The organism is Calothrix sp. UHCC 0171, assembly GCF_034931845.1.
In the GTDB taxonomy this organism is placed as follows: Bacteria; Cyanobacteriota; Cyanobacteriia; order Cyanobacteriales; family Nostocaceae; genus Brunnivagina.
In genome coordinates, this window is record NZ_JAYGHN010000002.1 from 208,554 (window position 1) to 228,371 (window position 19,818).

Genomic DNA, 19,818 nt, shown 5'->3' on the forward strand with positions numbered 1-19,818 from the left:
AAGCTACGAGAAAACGGTATACTAGGCAAAAATCTCACGAATAAATGTAAATTCTTTGCCTCACACAAGCTTCTAATATCACATCAAAACTTGCTAAATGCGATCGCATTCCATACAAAATCCCAAAAATGCAAACTGCTCTCATCGCGCAAATTTCACATATCATCAAAAATACGATCAGAACAAGCTAAAATCAAAGACTGAACCTCTATATTTAACAACAAAATATCTAACCTATTAACAAGAAAATTGTGACTGACGAAGCCATACGTCCAGTTGCAGTTTTGATTGATTATCAAGATTGGCAAAGGATTGAGAAAATCTTACAAACCTATCAATCTGAACAACAATCAAATATTGATTTAAATCGATTTGCAGGGACAATAAATCTGACTCAAGACCCTTTAGAATATCAGCAAGAAATTAGAAATGAGCCGAGTCATAATCTACACCTTCGATTCCATAACCGACTGTGATGGTTGTAAAGATTGAGGCAAACTCCAATCAGGACGCAGATTCGCGGCTTTTCGCAAGTAAGTGTGATAAACGGGGACGGATGCAGGTAAATATGCATGAATAAGAAACCGGATGCAGCGCTCTAAACTGCCTGCAACATACATTTGCTGTACATCCAACATCGGTACACCATCCCATCCATGACGCTGACGAGCGATGGCAGCTGGGAAAATTGCGTCTAAATCCCGTGTCACCGAAAATGTGACGCTGATAATATCAGTTGGATGTAGTTGATTACGTTCTTCGAGTTCGTCTAAAAGTTCCATCACTGCTTCTTCCATTGCTGCGACTGAATTTTCAGACACCGTCGTCGCACCTCGAAGTGCCCGCATCCGCCACTCTGACTCCACGAAAAGTCCTCCTTAATTATTTGAACATTTATGTTGGATTATGACCAATTCACAATTAACCATTAACTACTAACTATACTGCGATCGGCTAAACACTTCATAGCAGTTGGAATAAACAACCTCTGCACAGGCTTTTGACTCCACCTCAGGTTAATTTGTATAACTTGCATCGAAAATAAGTGCCATTAAAAGCTAAAATCATGAAAATTTAGTTAATTTGTAGTTACAATTACAAAAAATTGTTACGCACAGAGAATAATACAGTGTTTCCAGCCTCCATAATCAAATTAGATGGCGGTTTGACCTTCATTCATCAAGAAATAACTACAACACCCGTCGTTGTGGCGGATATCTGGGTGCGAGCGGGAACTATCGAAGAGCCAAAATCTTGGTTTGGGATGGCTCACTTTCTCGAACATATGATATTTAAAGGAACTGCCAATTTAGCGCCGGGTGTATTTGACCAAAATGTTGAAAATCGTGGTGGAGTCAGTAATGCTGCCACTAGTTATGATTACGCACATTATTCCCTCACTGCTGCTGCTTCTTATTTAGAAGAAACTCTAGCACAGCTAGCAGATATGCTGTTAAATGCGGCAATCCCAGATGACGAATTTGTGCGGGAGCGGGATGTAGTATTAGAGGAAATTCGGTCTTGTTATGATGATCCAGACTGGTTAGGATATCAGCATTTAATTACTAGTATTTACCCGCAACATCCCTATGGGCGATCGATTTTAGGCAGCGAAAGCGATATTTTACAACATTCGCCCGAAGCAATGCGTTGCTTTCATCGCAGTTATTACCAACCAGAAAATATGACGGTAGTGATTGTTGGTGGAATTAGTCAAGAAAGTGCGTTGAACTTAGTTGAAAAACACTTTAAATTTCCCCAATTATCATTAAATACTTCTGTTCCAGTATTTAATGCTCAAAATAATACTCAAAATGAGCAATACGTTTGTCCTTTGCGAGAACCAACTGTAGAACCATTAATTGCGGGTGTTCGCCGTCAAGAGATTGCTTTACCGCGACTAGAAACAGCCCGGTTAATCATGGCATGGACAACACCAGGAATCGAACAATTAACTACTGCCTATGGTTTGGATTTGCTTTCGGTATTGCTAGCAGAAGGAAGAACCTCGCGTTTAGTACGCAGTTTACGTGAAGAACTGCAATTAGTACAGGGTATTTGTTGTAATTTTTCATTACAAAAAGAATCGAGTTTATTTACAATTACTGCCTGGTTGGAACCAGAAAACTTAGCCAGAGTTGAATCATTGATTTGCTTATATCTGCAAGAGTTAATTGAATATGGTGTCACGGAACAAGAACTAGGGCGTTGTCAAAGATTGTTGTGTAATGATTATGCTTTTTCCACCGAAACACCTAATCAAATCGCTGGACTTTATGGTTATTACAACACAGTAGCCAAAGCCGAATTAGCAGTTGTATATCCGCAAAAGATTTTGTCATTTGATGTGCAAAAACTGCAAAAACTAGCGCAAGATTATCTTTCTCCTCATCAATATGCAGTGACAGTGTTAAAACCTGGATAATGAATGGTTGTTGTCGATGAATTGACGTAGCTAAATAAAGTTAATTACGTAGAATTAAAACATCAAACCCTTGTCTAGAATAGAAGTTGATGTGTAATAATTATTTGCTATTAATTAATAAATAAATCATAGCTTCAAATTCAGAAATCAGAATTAATTCACTATCAATAGTAACTATTTTCGTAATCTTTGATACTATTGCTCCGCCAATATAGAGGCTGGGAGTGGAGCTATATCGATTCTAGATTTATATCTATCATTTATATTATTTATATTGATATTGTGATGATAAAAAATTGATATTTTCACCTCTCCCAAAAAAGAGTTCTATTTAATTCCTAAATTTACTTCCTAAATTTACTTTCTAATTTTCAATCTTCTATTTCCCATCACCCAAGTAAAAATCAATGACAAACTCTATAAATCAATCTCAAGTTAAGCGTACATTATTGAATAATGGCATTGTGGTTTTGGTGACAGAAAATCCTGCTGCGGATATTGTGGCTGCAAGGATGTTTTTAGCTGCGGGAAGTTGTTATGAACGAACAGAAAAAGCTGGTTTAGCGCATTTGCTTTCTGCTGTCATGACAAAAGGGTGTAAGACAAATGGAAGTGGATACAGCCAAACAACACTTTCCAGCATGGAAATAGCGGAAGCGGTAGAATCAGTTGGTGCGAGTTTGAGTACGGATAGTACCAGCGATTATTTTGTGGTGTCAGTAAAGACTGTAACGGCTGATTTCCCAGAAATTTTGGCATTGGCGGGAAACATTATGCGGTTTCCGACTTTCCCCGAACTCGAAGTAGAACTCGAACGCAAATTAGCGCTACAAGACTTACGATCGCAAAAAGAACAGCCTTTTAGCATAGCATTCGAGCAGTTACGGAAAATTATCTACCAAAATCATCCCTACGCCATGTCAGCTTTAGGTGATGAAGACACAATTAGCAACTTAACTCGCGACGATTTAGTTGAATTCCATCAAACTTATTTTCGTCCTGATACTTTAGTGATTAGCATTGCCGGTCGGATTGATGTTGATTATGCAGTAAAATTAATCGAAGATATCTTTGGCGATTGGCAAGCTCCAACCAATCAACCCCCAAAAAAATTAAGCTTACCTAAAATTGCGATCGCACCCCAACAAGTCGCCACACATCAAAATACCCAACAATCAATTCTCATGTTGGGTTATCTGGCTCCATCGGTACATTCCCCCGATTATGCAGCCCTCAAATTACTATCTACATATCTTGGTAATGGACTTTCCAGTCGTTTGTTTGTGGAATTGCGGGAAAAACGTGGTTTAGCCTACGAAGTTTCCGCACTTTACCCCACCAGATTATTTTCCTCTTCCTTCATTGTTTACATGGGAACCGCACCCGAAAATACCGAAACTGCGCTGACGGGACTACGAACAGAAGTTGATTTACTTAGCACCAGCAAATTAGCCCCTGATGCCATCCAAGCAGCAAAAAACAAGATATTAGGTCAATACGCCCTTGGTAAACAAACAAACGCTCAACTGGCACAGGTATATGGCTGGTACGAGACTTTGGGGTTAGGAATCGCCTTTGATCAAGACTTTCAAGATGCGATCGCCGCAGTCACCGCAGAAGAGGCGATCGCATCTGCGTGTAAATATTTACGGGAACCTTACATATCGCTAGTAGGTCAAGAGGAAGCGATTAGAAAAGTGCTGACTCCTGATTCTTAATTCTTAATTTCTGACTCCTGACTCAGCACTATTCCTTTCACGGTTGTGTGTAGCACATTCGCGATCGTACTATTAGCAAGAGAAATTCCGGGGGCAAAATCCATGAAAGACAAAGATAAGTTAAGTATATTTAATTACCTGAAGTCATTCATTCCATTTAGCTTCTTTCATGAAAACCAGCTTTTTGGTTTGCTTTTGTGTTCTTCCGTACCTCTACTTGTTGCTTCTCCCTCAGTAGCATCAATTACAGTTGCTCAGGAAATTGTACAGGCTTCTCCCGCAGCTATGATTAATCGCCCTAGCCTGAAATCTGGTAGTCAAGGGGAAGCAGTCACAGAATTACAAGCAGCATTAAAGTTACTTGGCTTTTACAACGGTGCAGTCGATGGGAAATATGGGGACACAACGGTGGCTGCCGTTGCCAGTTTTAAGCAAGCTGCGGGTTTAACTCCAGATGGTGTAGTTGACACAACAACTTGGCAAAGACTGTTTCCTAGCCAGGAGAATATGCCAACAATTACCTCTTCATCACTGCCAGCGCCAACAACGAGCGCGACAAATCGAATCAACACAACAACCACCACCAACATCACAAGTAATAAATTTCCTGTTCCTAGTCAAACTACTGCCAATACTGCTGCTAATTTACCAAGACCTGTAGTAGTTCCGACTTCCCAGCCAAAACCAAATAATCAACAGTTAGAAACAGTAAGAACAACCTCCGTCACTCGCACCAATACAGCAAATAGCCTTAAACCCAGTAACCGTTCGACACCTGCACAAAATTCATCTTCGACGGCAAGTGCCCGTACCCGTACCACCACAACTAGTCGTTCTGGAGGGAACACAACATCGACATCAACCAATAACCGTACTGCCGCAACAACCAACCGTTACGGACGCACTACAATGTCATCAACATCGACAACAACTACCCGTAGTCCCAGAGTTCGCCCAGAACAACAAAAACCCGGTATCCAATATACCGCAATCGGATTTCCCATCTTACGCTTAGGAATGCGTGGTGAAGAAGTATACGAATTGCAAAGAAGATTAAAAAGTTTTGGATATCTTAAAAATGATCCGGATGGAGATTTTGGTGTAGTCACCGAAACCGCAGTAAAAGCTCTCCAACAACGCTTTGGGATTAAAGCTGATGGCATAGCAGGTGGAGAAACCTGGGAGATTTTAACTAGGCAACGCCAATAACCTGAGAAGGTACATGGTTAGGTGAGGCGGAAACTCTTGACTCAAGATAAAGATATGGGAAATATCCTACCGCTCCTTTTCTCTAGCTTGAAAGATTCATTCGTCATTCGTTATTTGTTATTCTCCTCGTCCCCGCGTCTCAGTCTCTCCGTGTCCGCCTTTCATGCCTGGCGATGAAATTTTTTCATCGGGACTGCCTCTCATCTTTTCCGTGTATATACTATCTACTTTTGAAACATAAGAATTTTTTTGCTTCCGGGTAGGAATGTAATATTTTTGTCAAGATAAAAGTTAACATTTAAAGCACCATGAAGTTATCGTGGTATCAATAACTTGCATTCTTTACGTTTTGGCTAAAATTCTTTGATATGTGGCTATGCCGTCCTTCCTCGTTAATTATTAGTTTTTTTGTCTTTCTGGGTCTTCCAAGTAGGGCAAATGCTGTAGCGTATGGTTATTCTACACCTGCGAGTAGCAAATTAGTACAGGTATTTTTACAAATCAACAATTCGACTGAATCGAGTAACCAAACTACTGATACCACTACTCCCAGTGCTGAGATTACAACTCCCTCAAATCCAATAGCTAGTCCAGCCAGTCAGGAGAAAATAATACTGAAACCGGGGAATTCTGGTAGTAAAGTCAAAGAACTACAAACTCAACTGAAGCAATTAGGTTTTTATAACGGTGAAATTGATGGTGGTTATGGTGCGGGTACTCGTGCTGCTGTGACTAAGTTCCAATCTGTGAATGGTTTAGATGCAGATGGAATTTTTAAAAATACAACTCAGGAAAAAATCGAAGCTGCAATCCAGCAGAAATTAGCACCAACTCCTAGCCCTACTTCAACTAAGTCCTCTAAATCTGCTGGGGAACGTGATATTTTTTGGTGGGTGTTGATTGCTATCGGTATATTGGGAACTTTAGGTGCGTTGGCATTTTTGATGCGCGAGTTTGGTAAGTCAAAATCTCAGAAAACGGGTTTTCAAGTTATTAATGCGGAAGTTATCACGAAAACAGAAGCAAATGTAATTACTCAATATCCAGCGCACGAAGAAACTGTTATTCAAGAATTTGAAAGATTTGTTCCTGATGCCCAAGTTATCAATGAATATCCAGAACACGAAAAAACTGTCATCCAGGAATTTGAGACAATAGGTAACGAATCGGATTTTCACAATCCATCTTTCCAAGATGCCCATAATTCAAATTCTCATAATCCCAATTCCCACAATCCCAATACATCTACAAGCGAATTACTCCCCCCCGAAAAAACTTCGCGTCTGGCTAAAGTCAACATTGTCGATGAATTAGTTAGGGATTTACGTAGCGCTGATACAACTAAGCGACGCAAAGCCATCTGGGATTTAGGACAACAGGGTGATTCGCGAGCAATTCAACCTTTAGTTGATTTGATGATGGATGCAGATTCCCAACAACGTAGTTTAATCTTAGCGGCTGTGTCAGAAATTAGTGTTCGCACCCTCAAGCCGATGAATCGGGCTTTAGCAATGTCACTACAAGATGAAAGCCCAGAAGTACGACAAAATGCAATTCGTGATTTAACTCGTGTTTATGATTTAATGGCACAGGTTAGCCAGATGTTGGTTCATGCCAGCCAAGATGAAAATCCCCAAGTACAGGCAACAGCCAAATATGCTTTATCACAGATGAATCGGATTCGGACATTGTCGGGACAAGATACGGATAATTCTTAATACTGTTTTCCTTAATCCTAAAACAAAGCCATATACTGCAACTCGATTTTGATATCAGTGGAGGCACCTGCCACAAGAAAGGCTGTTTCACTGAATTTCGGGGCGCGATCGCTAATTTCGGGGTTTTGTGAAAATCCAAAGCCTTCTAATGGCATTCCTAAGTCATTACGGTTGAATTTTTTATCGTTGTTTTCGTCGTGCATGACGACTACAGCATAACTACCTGCTGGTAAATTATTAAATTTAATAACTAGTGGTATTTCTGTAATTGTGACGCATTGCTTTTGGATGGCGCGTTTATCTTCTTGGGGAAATCCTTTGCTACTGGCAAATAGGTTTGCACAAACTTCTCCCTGCTTACTTCTCAAAGCATTAACTTCAACGTTGAGATTTCCCCTCAAATTTGCTTGGGAGTTCCCAGAGAAGAAAAAACTTCCAACTACAGTTGCGAGTAATGGCAACAATAATAAGCTGACTCGGAATCGTTTCGTCATAAGATTAATTCCTAACCCCTAATTTTATGTTAGCCGACCAAGTTAAGTGACTCCCATGCAAAATAATGTATCATCCCCACAGGCATTAAAATTACTCTTTGTTTCCACTCCTGTTGGAGGGCTGGGTACTGGGCTTGGTGGCGGAGTCGAATTAAGTTTGTATAATATTGCCAAAGAAATGTTGCGACGAGGTCATACGCTCCAAATAGTTGCGCCTACTGGTTCACTGTGGAATGAATTTGCGATCGCTCAAATTCCTGGTAATTTACAAGTCATTGCCCAAAGCCAAGAACGCCATGATCCAATTATTATGCCTAATAACTCGCTGTTGGCAAATATGTGGGCATATGCGAGGCAGGTACAAACTGAATATGACTTAATTGTTAATTTTGCTTACGATTGGTTGCCTTTTTACCTCACACCATTTTTTCAAACACCGATCGCCCATTTTGTGAGTATGGGTTCACTTTCGGATGCGATCGATCAAATTATTGCCCAAGTATCAAAATCATTTCCCCATACTATCGGTTTTTACACACCTTCCCAGGGTGCAACCTTTGCAAATTTAACCGCACCTTGTCACTATTTGAGTAGTGGACTGGATTTATCATTGTATCAATTCTGTGGGGAACCTCAGCAACAGCTCGCATGGCTGGGACGAATTTCTCCTGAAAAAGCTTTGGAAGATGCAGTCGAAGTAGCTGACAAAACTAACATTCCCCTGAAAATTATGGGGAAAATCCAAGATGAAAAATACTGGCAAAAAATTTGCCATGACTATCCCCATGCACCTATTGAATATTTGGGATTTTTATCAACTGAAAAAATGCAATCAGTGGTGCGGGAATGTCAAGCTTTACTGATGACACCCCGTTGGGTAGAAGCATTTGGCAACGTTGCGATTGAAGCGTTGGCTTGTGGCGTACCTGTGATATCTTACAGTCGTGGTGGTCCTGCGGAAATTATTCAGGATGGGAAAACAGGATTTTTAGTGGAACCCGATAGCGTGACTGGGTTAATTGATGCGGTGACTAAATTAGATATGATTAACCGTCAAGCTTGCCGTCAACAAGCGGAAACTGAGTTTTCTCTGGAAGCATTGGGTTTGAGATTTGAGAATTGGTTCCAGATGATTTTAGATTCGAGATATTAGCCTGTTTTTAGACTTGACTAGCGATCGCACAAAAGAATATATTTTTTAGACTTAAAGATGATTTAGCTAAATTTCATCACATAATCTGTCTTCCTATTTTGCATTTTGGAAAGCAGTAACTACTTATACAACACATTATAGTAGGAGCGAAGTATTTTTAATCAATACGGCGGTCTCAGACGGGCTAGTGTTATACAAAGAAATGAAGTTAACTTAATCATAATACTTAGGGCATTTTAAACCATGTCTTTACAAGAAGAAATTGACAAAACAAGGCAAGAAATTCGGACAGATGGCTATTCAATGTCTATTGGTGAGTGGATAAGCCTTTATGAGAATCATGAAATTGATATTCACCCAGATTTTCAAAGATTTTTTCGTTGGTCAGATCATCAAAAATCAACTTTTATAGAATCAATTCTTTTAGGTATACCGATTCCTCCGATTTTTGTTAGTCAAAGAGATGATGGAATTTGGGATGTTATCGATGGTTTACAAAGGCTATCAACTATATATGAATTTATAGGTATTTTTAAACCTGAGGTTTCAGAAGAAAATAAGTCATTTATCGCTTTACAAAAAACCACATATTTACCATCCTTAGAGGGGAAAAAGTGGGATGATCCAGATGATAAAGAAAACTCTTTAACTCAGGCACAACGTTTATTGATCAAGCGAGCAAAAATCGCAGTCAATATTATTGAAAAAGAAAGCGACCCAATGATTAAATACGAACTTTTTCAGCGACTAAATACAGGAGGCTCAATTGCAACACCACAAGAAGTAAGAAATTGCATTCTTTTGATGTTGGATAAAGATTTATATAAATTAATACGTTCACTTGCAGATCGTGAGTCGTTTAAAAGCTGTATTGCTTTGAGCGATAGACTTTATGAAGAACAGTATGATATGGAATTAGTATTGCGTTTTATTCTTCTATTTGATAAAGATGAAAATAGTATTCAAAGTTTAGGTGGAGATGTGAGTGTTTTCTTAACAGATAGAATGCGTGATATGGCTCTTAAAAAAGATTGGGATAGCAGCCATATAGAGGGAGCATTCGATGTGACATTCAATATTCTTAATGAAGTTATGGGGGATAATAGCTTCAAACGATATAAATTGGAGAATGATAGATTCCTTGGAGGATTTTTATTATCTGCATATGAGGTAGTAGCTCTAGGAATTGGATACAACTATCAAAATCTACCTTCAATAGATCAAATATCTGGGCGTATTAAAAATATTTGGTCAGATACAACTTATCAAAAATGGTCAGGAGCGGGAGTGAATGCGGCAAGACGTTTACCCTATCTTATTCCACTTGGTAGAAAAGTATTTTCACCGTTATGAGCATCCGAACTGCTGAACAACTAAGTGATAAGCTGTCTAATGATCTTGCTTGGCGAAAGAAAGAACTTTCAGAAATCAAATCTTTGGTAGAAGCGAAAAATGTTTCTGCCCAAAGACATCAAGTCTTACTTCGGAGTGGAGTATGTATTCTTTACTCTCATTGGGAAGGTTTTGTAAAATTAGCAGCAAACTCTTATCTAGAATATGTTAGATCAAAAAGACTGACTTATAAGGAACTTTCCAGTAATTTTTTAGCTCTGGCAATGAAAGAAAAACTTAAAGAGGCAAAAGAGACAAATAAACCATCATTGTATATACCTGTTTGTGACTTCTTTCTTTCCGAATTAAATCAAAGATGTACTTTACCTAAAGATGCCATATCTACTGCATCAAATCTTTCTTCCGAAATTTTAAAAGAAATAACTGATATTCTTGGCATAGATTTTTCGCTCTACTCAACTAAGTCTATATTAATTGACGCTAAACTATTGAAAACAAGGAACGAGATTGCACATGGTAATTATTCAGTATTTGATAAGGATGAATATATAGAGTTACACCTAGAAGTTATAGGAATGCTTGATATATTTCGTAACCAAATAGAAAATGCAGCTATTGAGCAAAAATTTATGCAGATGTCGCCTTGATAAAGTGCCGTATTTTTGGTTTTGCAGAACAGAAATATGATGAATTTTACTTCACGTCCCGCTATGTAGTTTGAATCATAATTTTTGATTATTTTGATTATGTTAATTGTTTAATCGGCAGTCTAATCTCGATTTTAGTTCCCTGGTTGGCACTGGAAGTACATTTGATAGAGCCACCATGTTGCTCAACAATAATTTGATGGCTAATAGACAAACCTAAACCAGTTCCTTGACCTACAGGCTTAGTAGTAAAAAAAGGTTGAAAAATGCTCCGGCTAATCTCTTCACTGATACCACAACCATTATCAGCGATTGAGATAGCGATTTGATTGTCTTGAGCATGAAATGTACGAATCCAGATAGTTGGTGTTTCATCTGTACTTTTACCAACAGTCGCGACTTTTTTAATCAATGCATCGATCGCATTATTAATTAAATTTAGAAAAACTTGATTTAAAAAGCGAGGATTACAAAAAATTGGCGGAATTTTATCGTACTCTTTAACTACTAAAATAGGTTTGCTAATACTGGTATTGAGACGATGCTGCAAAAGAGTGAGTGTATTATCAATACCTTGATGAATATCGGCTTTTTTATAGTCAGCTTCATTCAAACGTGAGAAATTGGAGAGCGATTCGACAATCTCACTAATACGAATTGCACCAACTTGCATTGAGTTCAGTAACTTTGGTAGGTCTTTCTGAATAAATTTGAGATCGCTGTTAGCAAGAGCCTTCACAATTTTGATATCTGGATTTGGATATACAGCAGCATAAGTTGCAAGAAGATTTAATAATTCATGGGTATACTGATGAAGATATTCTAAATTGCCATGAATAAAACTGACTGGATTGTTAATTTCATGGGCAACTCCAGCAACCATTGTTCCCAAACCTAACATAGTTTCCCGTTGGATTAATTGCATTTGAGCCTGCTGAGTTTCTTGTAATTGAAATAAAGCTGACTCTGCATTTTCTTTTGCTGTGCGGTATTTTTCCTGTACTATCAATAGTCTTTGCAATGTCTGGAGGTAGATAGTAATGCTCAAAAAGACGAATAATGCTCCGAAAAAGAAAACCATGCCCGTGAGTAACGGTATCCATTCAATTAACCTGTAAATTGTTAAATAGATGCATAATAAATAACCACTTAGAAAGAAAATCATTAATGAAAATATGATTTGCCAATTCAATTGTTCTGGTTTTGTCTTAAATAATTTGATAATTTTTTGAGTCTTGAGAATGGATAGCCACATTATCCAAGCTCCAAGAGCAATCAAGGTGACAATAAAAGCAAGAACAATTGAAGAACGTAACATAGTATTGAACTGAGGAAAAAGATTAAAAGAGACATCTTAAAAAAGACATCTGCCATCGGATGTAATCAGATAAGAAAAGATTTGATCAATCTAAGGATATGAGACTTTTATAACGGGAGAATCCCAATTTTGCAAAAATAAAGACATAAATATTATTCGTGATTATTTGCGAGTATTCATTGCAAATAATTCCGTGTCGGTTTTATCCTAATCATTGAGAGAAACTGAGATGACGATCGCCTCATCCAAATGTGACAAAATACGATCGCCCAATTCCTATTGTTCGAGCGATCGCATCTTCTGATTCAATGTTATTTAACTAATTTGACTTTGCCAATTCTTTTTCGGGAAGTGGTGTATATTCAGCAACAATCTGCCGGAATTGTTCACCTTCTATTGTTTCCTGTTCGATTAATAAATCAACCAAACGGTCAACTAAAGTGCGGTTTTCACGGATAATATTCCGGGCAATTTGGTAGCATTCGTTGGCAATTTCTCTAACTTTGCGATCAATCTTAATCGCCATTTCCTCTGAGTATTCGTTGCGAGTTCCCCAATCGCGTCCTAAAAATACATCCTGATTGTGGCTTTCCAATGCCAGTAGACCTACATCAGTCATCCCGTACACTGTCACCATTTTCCTGGCAATATTCGTTACTGCTTTCAAATCGGAAACTGCCCCATTTGTCACCTCAGCTTCCCCAAACACTTCAACTTCCGTAGCTTTCCCACCTAAAGTCACGGTGATATCATCTTTCATCCGAGCACGGGTATTAAGTCCGCTATCAATAACTTGTTCGTTGGGGATTTGCTGAGAGAAGCCACCAATCCCACCAGAACGGGGAATAATTGTCACTTTATTGAGGGAGTCGGAATGGGGTAATAATGTCGCGAGTAGGGCGTGTCCGACCTCATGATAGGCAATCAAGCGTTTTTTCTTGCTGTCCATTAATGGATTGAGTGTTAACCCAATCGTCAAACGGTCGATCGCATCGTCAATTTCCAGTGGGGTAATTGCTTCTTTGCGACGACGTGCGGTTAAAATTGCAGCTTCGTTGAGGAGGTTGGCTAAATCTGCACCTGTAAAGCCAGGAGTGCGACGGGCTATGACTTCTAAGGATACGGAGGGGTCAATTTTCTTGTTACGGGAATGAACTTGAAGAATCGCTAAACGACCTTTGCGATCTGGCGCATCAACAATGATTTGGCGGTCAAAGCGTCCCGGACGTAATAAGGCGGCATCAAGCACGTCAGGACGGTTGGTTGCCGCAATAATAATGATGCCATTGTTACCCTCGAAACCATCCATCTCCGTCAGTAATTGGTTGAGGGTTTGTTCCCGTTCGTCATTTCCTCCACCAATGCCAGCACCCCGTTGTCTACCAACTGCGTCAATCTCGTCAATAAAGATTAAACAGGGAGCATTATCTTTAGCTTTTTTGAATAAATCGCGGACACGGGAAGCACCGACACCAACAAACATTTCCACAAATTCCGAACCGGAAATACTGAAAAAAGGAACAGCAGCTTCTCCAGCGATCGCTTTTGCGAGTAAAGTTTTACCAGTACCAGGAGGTCCAACTAACAGTACACCTTTGGGGATACGTGCGCCAACAGCAGTAAATTTTTCTGGCTGTTTCAGGAAAGTTACAACTTCTTGCAATTCTTCTTTGGCTTCTTCAATACCCGCCACATCATCGAATTTAATCCCGGTTTTCGCCTCAATTTGGAAACGGGCACGGGTTTTACCAAAATTCATGGCTTGGCTGGAGGCATTTGAGGAGCGCCGCAGGAATAATAACATTAATGCCACGAGGGGCAAAATCCACATTAAATTAATTAACAATCCAAAGGCGGCGCGACTGTTAGCGGAGGAAACTGGCTCGATATCAACTTTACTTTGTCTCAGTTTGCCAATTAACTCGCTATTTTGATTTAACAGCCGCACCTGTAGGGGTTGTGCATCTGGTTTTTGACTCTTGAGAAAGACTCTGGCAATTTGCTCAGTTTCGTCAAGTTCAACTTTTTTAACCTCGCCGCTTTGGGCTTTTTTAATTAATTCACTGTAGCTCAATTCGCGATCGTTTTTTTGCTGTGCCATGGCTGGAGACACACCCAGCATTCCCGGCAACATCATTAAACTGGCAGCCAGCATCCCCGTTAGCGCCAGACGTTTACTTGGCTTTTGTTTAATTAATAAATTATTTGGCTTGATATTTTGCTGGATATTTGGCTCGAATTTTTCCATATTAATTTACCTTTGTGCAGCTGCTGTTCTTATCGCTACAGCTTTTAAGCTTGATATTGTAGCAAGTTGAAAATAATTGTTTCTGATCTAGTGTAACTAGGGAAAGGGGGAAAGTGCGGGGAGGGAAAACGCGAAGATGCCGAGAAAATTGTTGATCTCTTTTTTCCATATCCTAATTTTATGATTACTTTATGATTGCGATCGCGATTTTTCAGCTTCTGGCGGTAATTTGACAATATCCGTAAGAGATTCCTGTGGAATATTGCGCCTTTTTTTGGTTGTTTTTTTGCCTTTAAAGCCATAGCGGACAAAATCTAAAATCCAATTTTGAAAATTTTCAATATAGCTGAATAGGACTGGTACTACTAGCAATGTCAATAGTGTTGAGGTAGTAAACCCTCCTAAGATAGCGATACCCATTGGTTGACGCACTTCTGAACCTGCACCGATGCCTAATGCCAGAGGAATTGTACCTGCGATTGTTGCAAATGAAGTCATCAAAATTGGACGCAAACGCGATACACCTGCATCCAATAAGGAATGACGTAGGGATTCACCTTCGGCAAGATTAATTAATGTATAGTCAACTAACAAAATCGAGTTTTTGGTGACAATTCCCAAGAGTAAGACGATACCAATCAAAGCGTAAAGCCCCAAGGCTTTTTGTGTCACTAACAAAGCCACTAATGTACCCCCCAAACAGAAGGGTAATGCAGCCATAATGGCGATTGGGTAGAGAAAATTGTTGTATAGCAGTACGAGAATGCCATAAATCATCATTACTGCCACACCCAATGCCAATCCAAATTTGCCAAAAATATCTGCCATGATTTTGGCATCACCTGCGGAACGTCGTGTTACACCCAGAGGTAGATTTTGCAAAGTTGGCAGTTTCTCGGTTGTATTCAGCGCATCTCCCAAAGATATTCCTTCTAAATTTGCTTCCACTGACACTTGTCGTTGTCTGTCAAAACGGTTTATGGTTGCAGGACCACTACCAAAACGAATATCAGCAACGGAATTGAGAGGTATAATTCCACCACCAGTACGGGGAACTTGTAAATTCTTGATTGTCTCAATATCTTGACGTGCTTTTGGATCAATTTGCACACGGATGGGAATTTGCCGGTCGGGAAGGTTGAATTTTGCTAAACTTGCCTCATTATCACCAATTGTAGCTAGTGAAGCTGTACGTGCGATCGCTTGTACGGTGACACCCAAATCTGCGGCGCGTTGGGGATTGGGAATCACTAAGATTTCTGGCTTCACCAAACTAGCACTCGATGTCACCTCAACTAAACCTGGTATATTTCGCATTTCCCTTTCCAGATTATCGGCAACTTGCAGCAATTCTTGAGGGTTTTCGCTTTGTAAAACCACCGTTAAATCTTTTCTGCCACCGACGGCACTGGCACTCTGGAAACTGATTCTCGCACCGGGAACTTGAGCAAAGTCGGGGCGTATTTGCTGCTCAAATTCTGACTGGGAAATTTTCCGTTCTTCTTTGGGTTTGAGTTTGACTGTGAGAGTTGCTGAGTTAATTTCCTGGGTTGCTAATATACTTTCAACTGAAGTATTTCTACTCACTAAATTTGTTAATTGTGTTACAGCTTTATTGGTATCTGCCAAAGTCGAGCCAGGAGGCAGTTCGACAGCAATAGTAGATATACCGATATCCCCACCATCAACTAATCCTTTGGGAATCAAAGGAATCATCATCACACTACTAATAAAAAATGCTACCGCTATCATCATTGTAGTGATGCGATGATTTAACGACCATTTGAGCAGCGATTTATAGGGTTGAAAACGACGAGGTAAAACTTCTTTCTCCCCATTTCTCCCTGTCACTGCCTTCTGATGTCCCCATTTCTTCCTTTCACTTTTCCCCCGCTTATCCTTCAGCAAATAAGCGCCCATCATTGGTGTCACCATGCGAGCTACTAAAGTTGAGAAAAATGTGGACACGGCGACTGTAACGCCAAAAGGCTGAAAAAATTGACCCGGAATCCCACCCATAAAGGCAACAGGGAGGAATACAGCGATAATAGTAGCCGCAGAAGCAATTACAGCCAAACCCACCTCATCTGATGAGTCAAATGCTGCCTGACGTGGAGATTTACCCATTGCCATGTGCCGTTCCATGTTTTCAATTTCCACAACGGCATCATCAACTAAGTTACCGACTGCTAGCGCTAAACCCAGCAAAGTCATATTATTCAGGGTGTAACCGAGTGCTTGCTGAACAAAGAACGTCGGTAACATCGACAAAGGTAAGGCAACGGCTGTAATTAATGTGGCTCGCCAGTCACGTAAAAACAACATGATAATAATGACGGCGAGGACGGAAGCCTGGATTAATTCCTCGATTGTGCTTTGATAAGAATCACGAACAAAGGCAGCACGAGTAAAAATTAATTCAATACTAACGTTTTGATTTTTAAGTGTTTGATTTAATTCCTCAACAGCTTTTTGGACACCTTCTTCAACAGTGACGGTGACACTACCCGTACTCCGCAGAATTTGGAATGCAACTACAGGATTATTATTAAGTTGGGCGGTTTGACGCACATCGCCAAAGCTATCTTCCACAGTTCCCAAACTCGACAACGGAACAGAACCACCATTAGGGAGGACTATTTCATACTCGCCCAATTGTTTAACTGTTTGGGCACTACCAAGGGTACGAATACTTTGTTCGTTACCACCTAACTCTGCCCGTCCACCGGGCAAATTAATATTAAATGCCCGCAATTGGTCATTAACTTGGGTAGCGGTAATATTTAAAGCTTGCAAGCGTTCGGGATTTAAATTCACACGAACCTCCCGATTGACTCCACCAACCCTGTTCACTTGGGCAACACCTTTAACACCAAGCAAACGCCGACTAATAGTTTGGTCAACAATATTACTTAGCTCCTCAACAGAAAGCGTACTAGATTTGACAACGTAAGTCAGGATTGGACCACCCGAAAACTCCAACCTTTTCACAATTGGGTCATTAATATCTTGCGGTAGATTTTGACGAATTTGAGCGATCGCATTTCGTACGTCATTGGTGGCGCGGTCTGTATTTATCCCCAAATCAAAGGCAATGACAGTTGTGGAAATCCCATCGCTAATAGTTGAACGTAACTCATCAATATTACCTAAACCCGCAACCGCATCTTCAATCTTTTTTGTCACCTGGGTTTCTAGTTCTGCCGGTCCTGCACCCGGTTGCGTCACCGTCACCGAAACTGTAGGTATATCAATATTGGGGTTAGTATCAATTCCTAAAGTGATGAAGGAATACCAACCAATTACAGTCAAGAGTAAAAATAAAACTATCGTGGGAACAGGTTTTTTAATTGACCACGCAGAGAGATTGAAAGACATATATTATATTTCGGGTATTGGGTATTGGGTAATTATCTATAAAATTAAAGTTCCCAATTGAATGATTAGATCATGACCTCTAACTACTGACTAACTCGTACTGTATCGCTATCCTTGACGTAGCCAGCACCATCAATGACAATGCGATCGCCTACTTGTAGTCCGTTTTTAATCTCAACTCTGTCACCGTTCAAAATCTCCCCCAGTTCTACTTTTTGGGCTTTTACCTTGTCTACCTTAACGACACCCGTATTACCCGCGTCTTCACCCGATAGCATGAACACAACAGTGTCACCATTCGCTTGTGATTGCACTGCTTTTTGCGGTACAGCTACACCTGTTTGTGTAGTGGTTGTAATTGCGGCACTGGCAAACATCCCTGGCTTGAGGGAACTCTTTGCTGGTAAATCAATTTTCACCGTTGCTTCCCGTCGTTGCTGGTTGACAATTGGTTCTATCTCTCGAACTTTGCCCTGCAACTGCACAGAATTATCTCGATCAGATTTTACCTGGACACTCGCACCGACTCTGATTTGTGCTAGCTGGTTTTCAGGAACCTGTGCTTGTAACTCCAATTGCCCATCCTGAATAATCGAAAATAATTTTTGTGAGCCTCCGACAACCGTCACCACCTGCGTCTGTGGTGGCACACCCGTAATATCACCCACACGAGCAAGTTTTTCAGCCACAATACCTGAGACTGGAGCGCGGACTACAGTTTGTCTGAGTTGAGTCTTTAATTGTTCAACCCTGGCATTATTACTCTTAACTGTAGCCTGGGCACTATTTATCCCAGCCTCAGCAATCCGAATGCTAGCTTGGGCACTACCAATATTCGCTTTGGCACTATCAACATTCGCTTTGGCAGTACGAATATTGGCTTCCGCCTGCCTGACTGCTTCCCTCGCAGTCGCTAAATTAGTTTCGCCAGTATCCAATACTTGCCGACTAATTGCCCCCTGGGCAAACAGTTCTTGGTTGCGGCGAAAACTACGCTGGGCATCTAGCAATCTCGCTTTTGCCTGGGCTAAGTCAGCTTCTCGTTGCTGTACCACTGCCTGATTTGCTGCTACAGCTGCTTGACTCGATACCAGTGCTGCTTGCTTTGAGACTAAATCAGCTTGTTTTGATAATACGTCAGCTTGCTTGGACTCAACATCAGCCCTCGCTTGGCGAATTTGGTCTTGGAGGAGAGAATTATCGAGGATTGCCATTACTTCTCCAGCTTGAACCGCATCCCCCACATTCACCAGCACTTGCTTGACTTGCAAGCCGTTTGCCTGTGGTAAAACAGGAGTCAAATTCCGTGCTGCGACAGTTCCAGTCACATTCAAAACACGGCTAATGCTAGTGGCTTGGGCTGGCATTGCAGTCACTGTCATTGCTGGAGGTACTGATATCGCCACTTGGCTTGTAGATGGGGTTTTCTGTGGCTGCGATCGCTGGCTAATCAGCTTTGTGCCACCAATTGCGATCGTAATTCCCAAACCCAAGCCCAGTAACAATGGTGTTAACCATGCTCGTCCCTTTACCTCTGTTTGTTCAATCGCAGCATCGTCAACTGCTGACACCGAATCTTGTACCTCTATATCCGAAAAACTTTCCTCTCCCACAGCACTGCCTCCAGTTTCACTTCAGCATGACCAACAAGCTTTGTTTAAGAAAGATTGACAATTATTACCGTATATTAAATATGACTTATTTCTTCTAAATATGGTGACGATGCCCACCCAATTAGACATTCTTTTTAAGCACTACCAGTTATACTTGTGCTAACACCGTAGCAAATATAATTTCTGTAAAATAGAATACATAAAACTTAAGCTGTGTTCCTCCTCAAAAACCCAGATAGAATCAGTTTATATAAGCCTTAATCAAGACTTTCTCCAGACAATAAGTTTAATCAAAAACTTCAAATTTAAATTTTATTGCTACGTATAAACACTGATTTACCTAGAAACTTTGCATCTTATGTGAAGCATCGCATATCCTGTGATAGAGACAGAAATATTTTCTTTGTCCATGCAGTTAATCGTTGAAGTATCAAGAAAGCTTAGACTTTCTGGGATAACTTGAAGGAGAAATCTGCATCATCCTTCCAACTCATTGAGTTGCAACTTAATGAAGTAAATTTGCAAGAAGCCCATAAATAAATAA

Annotated in this window: 14 protein-coding genes; 8 read left to right on the plus strand and 6 right to left on the minus strand. The window is 40.3% G+C overall.

Annotation, left to right across the window (positions count from 1 at the left end; all coding sequences use genetic code 11):
* Window positions 1-251: 251 nt before the first annotated feature.
* The gene (locus tag VB733_RS02930; RefSeq protein ID WP_323338608.1) at window positions 252-476 is read left to right on the plus strand and encodes a hypothetical protein; all 225 of its coding nucleotides are present in this window, start codon (window positions 252-254) and stop codon (window positions 474-476) included.
* Here the strand turns inward: VB733_RS02930 and aroH are convergent.
* Window positions 447-848 (minus strand): chorismate mutase, encoded by a 402-nt coding sequence (aroH, locus tag VB733_RS02935; RefSeq protein ID WP_323338724.1) that lies wholly within the window; start codon window positions 846-848, stop codon window positions 447-449. The two genes, VB733_RS02930 and aroH, sit on opposite strands and share 30 nt — an antisense overlap.
* A gap of 281 nt (window positions 849-1,129) precedes the next feature.
* Between aroH and VB733_RS02940 the strand changes: the two genes are divergently transcribed.
* From VB733_RS02940 to VB733_RS02955, 4 genes are all read left to right on the plus strand, one after another.
* Window positions 1,130-2,425 (plus strand): pitrilysin family protein, encoded by a 1,296-nt coding sequence (locus VB733_RS02940; RefSeq protein WP_323338609.1) that lies wholly within the window; start codon window positions 1,130-1,132, stop codon window positions 2,423-2,425.
* A gap of 407 nt (window positions 2,426-2,832) precedes the next feature.
* Window positions 2,833-4,143, plus strand: coding sequence for a pitrilysin family protein (locus VB733_RS02945; protein ID WP_323338610.1), 1,311 nt, complete (start codon window positions 2,833-2,835; stop codon window positions 4,141-4,143).
* A gap of 45 nt (window positions 4,144-4,188) precedes the next feature.
* The gene (locus tag VB733_RS02950) at window positions 4,189-5,352 is read left to right on the plus strand and encodes a peptidoglycan-binding domain-containing protein (protein WP_323338611.1); all 1,164 of its coding nucleotides are present in this window, start codon (window positions 4,189-4,191) and stop codon (window positions 5,350-5,352) included.
* A gap of 368 nt (window positions 5,353-5,720) precedes the next feature.
* Window positions 5,721-7,070 carry a peptidoglycan-binding protein gene (locus tag VB733_RS02955; RefSeq protein WP_323338612.1) on the plus strand — a complete coding sequence of 450 codons (1,350 nt, stop codon included), beginning with the start codon at window positions 5,721-5,723 and terminating at the stop codon, window positions 7,068-7,070.
* A 17-nt stretch (window positions 7,071-7,087) separates the two neighbouring features.
* On the opposite strand, the gene VB733_RS02960 is transcribed toward VB733_RS02955, so the two are convergent.
* Window positions 7,088-7,564, minus strand: coding sequence for a DUF2141 domain-containing protein (locus VB733_RS02960; RefSeq protein WP_323338613.1), 477 nt, complete (start codon window positions 7,562-7,564; stop codon window positions 7,088-7,090).
* A 55-nt stretch (window positions 7,565-7,619) separates the two neighbouring features.
* Between VB733_RS02960 and VB733_RS02965 the strand changes: the two genes are divergently transcribed.
* The 3 genes from VB733_RS02965 to VB733_RS02975 all read left to right on the plus strand — a co-directional run bounded on the left by VB733_RS02965 (window position 7,620) and on the right by VB733_RS02975 (window position 10,717).
* A complete protein-coding gene (locus VB733_RS02965; protein ID WP_323338614.1) occupies window positions 7,620-8,717 on the plus strand; it encodes a glycosyltransferase family 4 protein in 1,098 nt (365 codons plus the stop codon).
* Between the two features lie 243 nt (window positions 8,718-8,960).
* On the plus strand, window positions 8,961-10,070 hold the full coding sequence (locus VB733_RS02970) for a DUF262 domain-containing protein (protein WP_323338615.1): 1,110 nt from the start codon (window positions 8,961-8,963) through the stop codon (window positions 10,068-10,070).
* Window positions 10,067-10,717: an MAE_28990/MAE_18760 family HEPN-like nuclease gene (locus tag VB733_RS02975; protein WP_323338616.1), complete on the plus strand. Its 651-nt coding sequence runs from the start codon at window positions 10,067-10,069 to the stop codon at window positions 10,715-10,717. The genes VB733_RS02970 and VB733_RS02975 overlap by 4 nt, the downstream gene beginning before the upstream one ends.
* Window positions 10,718-10,814: 97 nt before the next feature.
* On the opposite strand, the gene VB733_RS02980 is transcribed toward VB733_RS02975, so the two are convergent.
* From VB733_RS02980 to VB733_RS02995, 4 genes are all read right to left on the minus strand, one after another.
* Window positions 10,815-12,035, minus strand: coding sequence for a sensor histidine kinase (locus VB733_RS02980; protein WP_323338617.1), 1,221 nt, complete (start codon window positions 12,033-12,035; stop codon window positions 10,815-10,817).
* Between the two features lie 319 nt (window positions 12,036-12,354).
* A complete protein-coding gene (gene ftsH / locus VB733_RS02985; RefSeq protein ID WP_323338618.1) occupies window positions 12,355-14,283 on the minus strand; it encodes an ATP-dependent zinc metalloprotease FtsH in 1,929 nt (642 codons plus the stop codon).
* A 189-nt stretch (window positions 14,284-14,472) separates the two neighbouring features.
* On the minus strand, window positions 14,473-17,661 hold the full coding sequence (locus tag VB733_RS02990) for an efflux RND transporter permease subunit (RefSeq protein ID WP_323338619.1): 3,189 nt from the start codon (window positions 17,659-17,661) through the stop codon (window positions 14,473-14,475).
* Between the two features lie 83 nt (window positions 17,662-17,744).
* Entirely contained in the window at window positions 17,745-19,274 is a 1,530-nt protein-coding gene (locus VB733_RS02995; protein WP_323338620.1) for an efflux RND transporter periplasmic adaptor subunit, read from the minus strand.
* Between the last annotated feature and the right edge of the window lie 544 nt (window positions 19,275-19,818).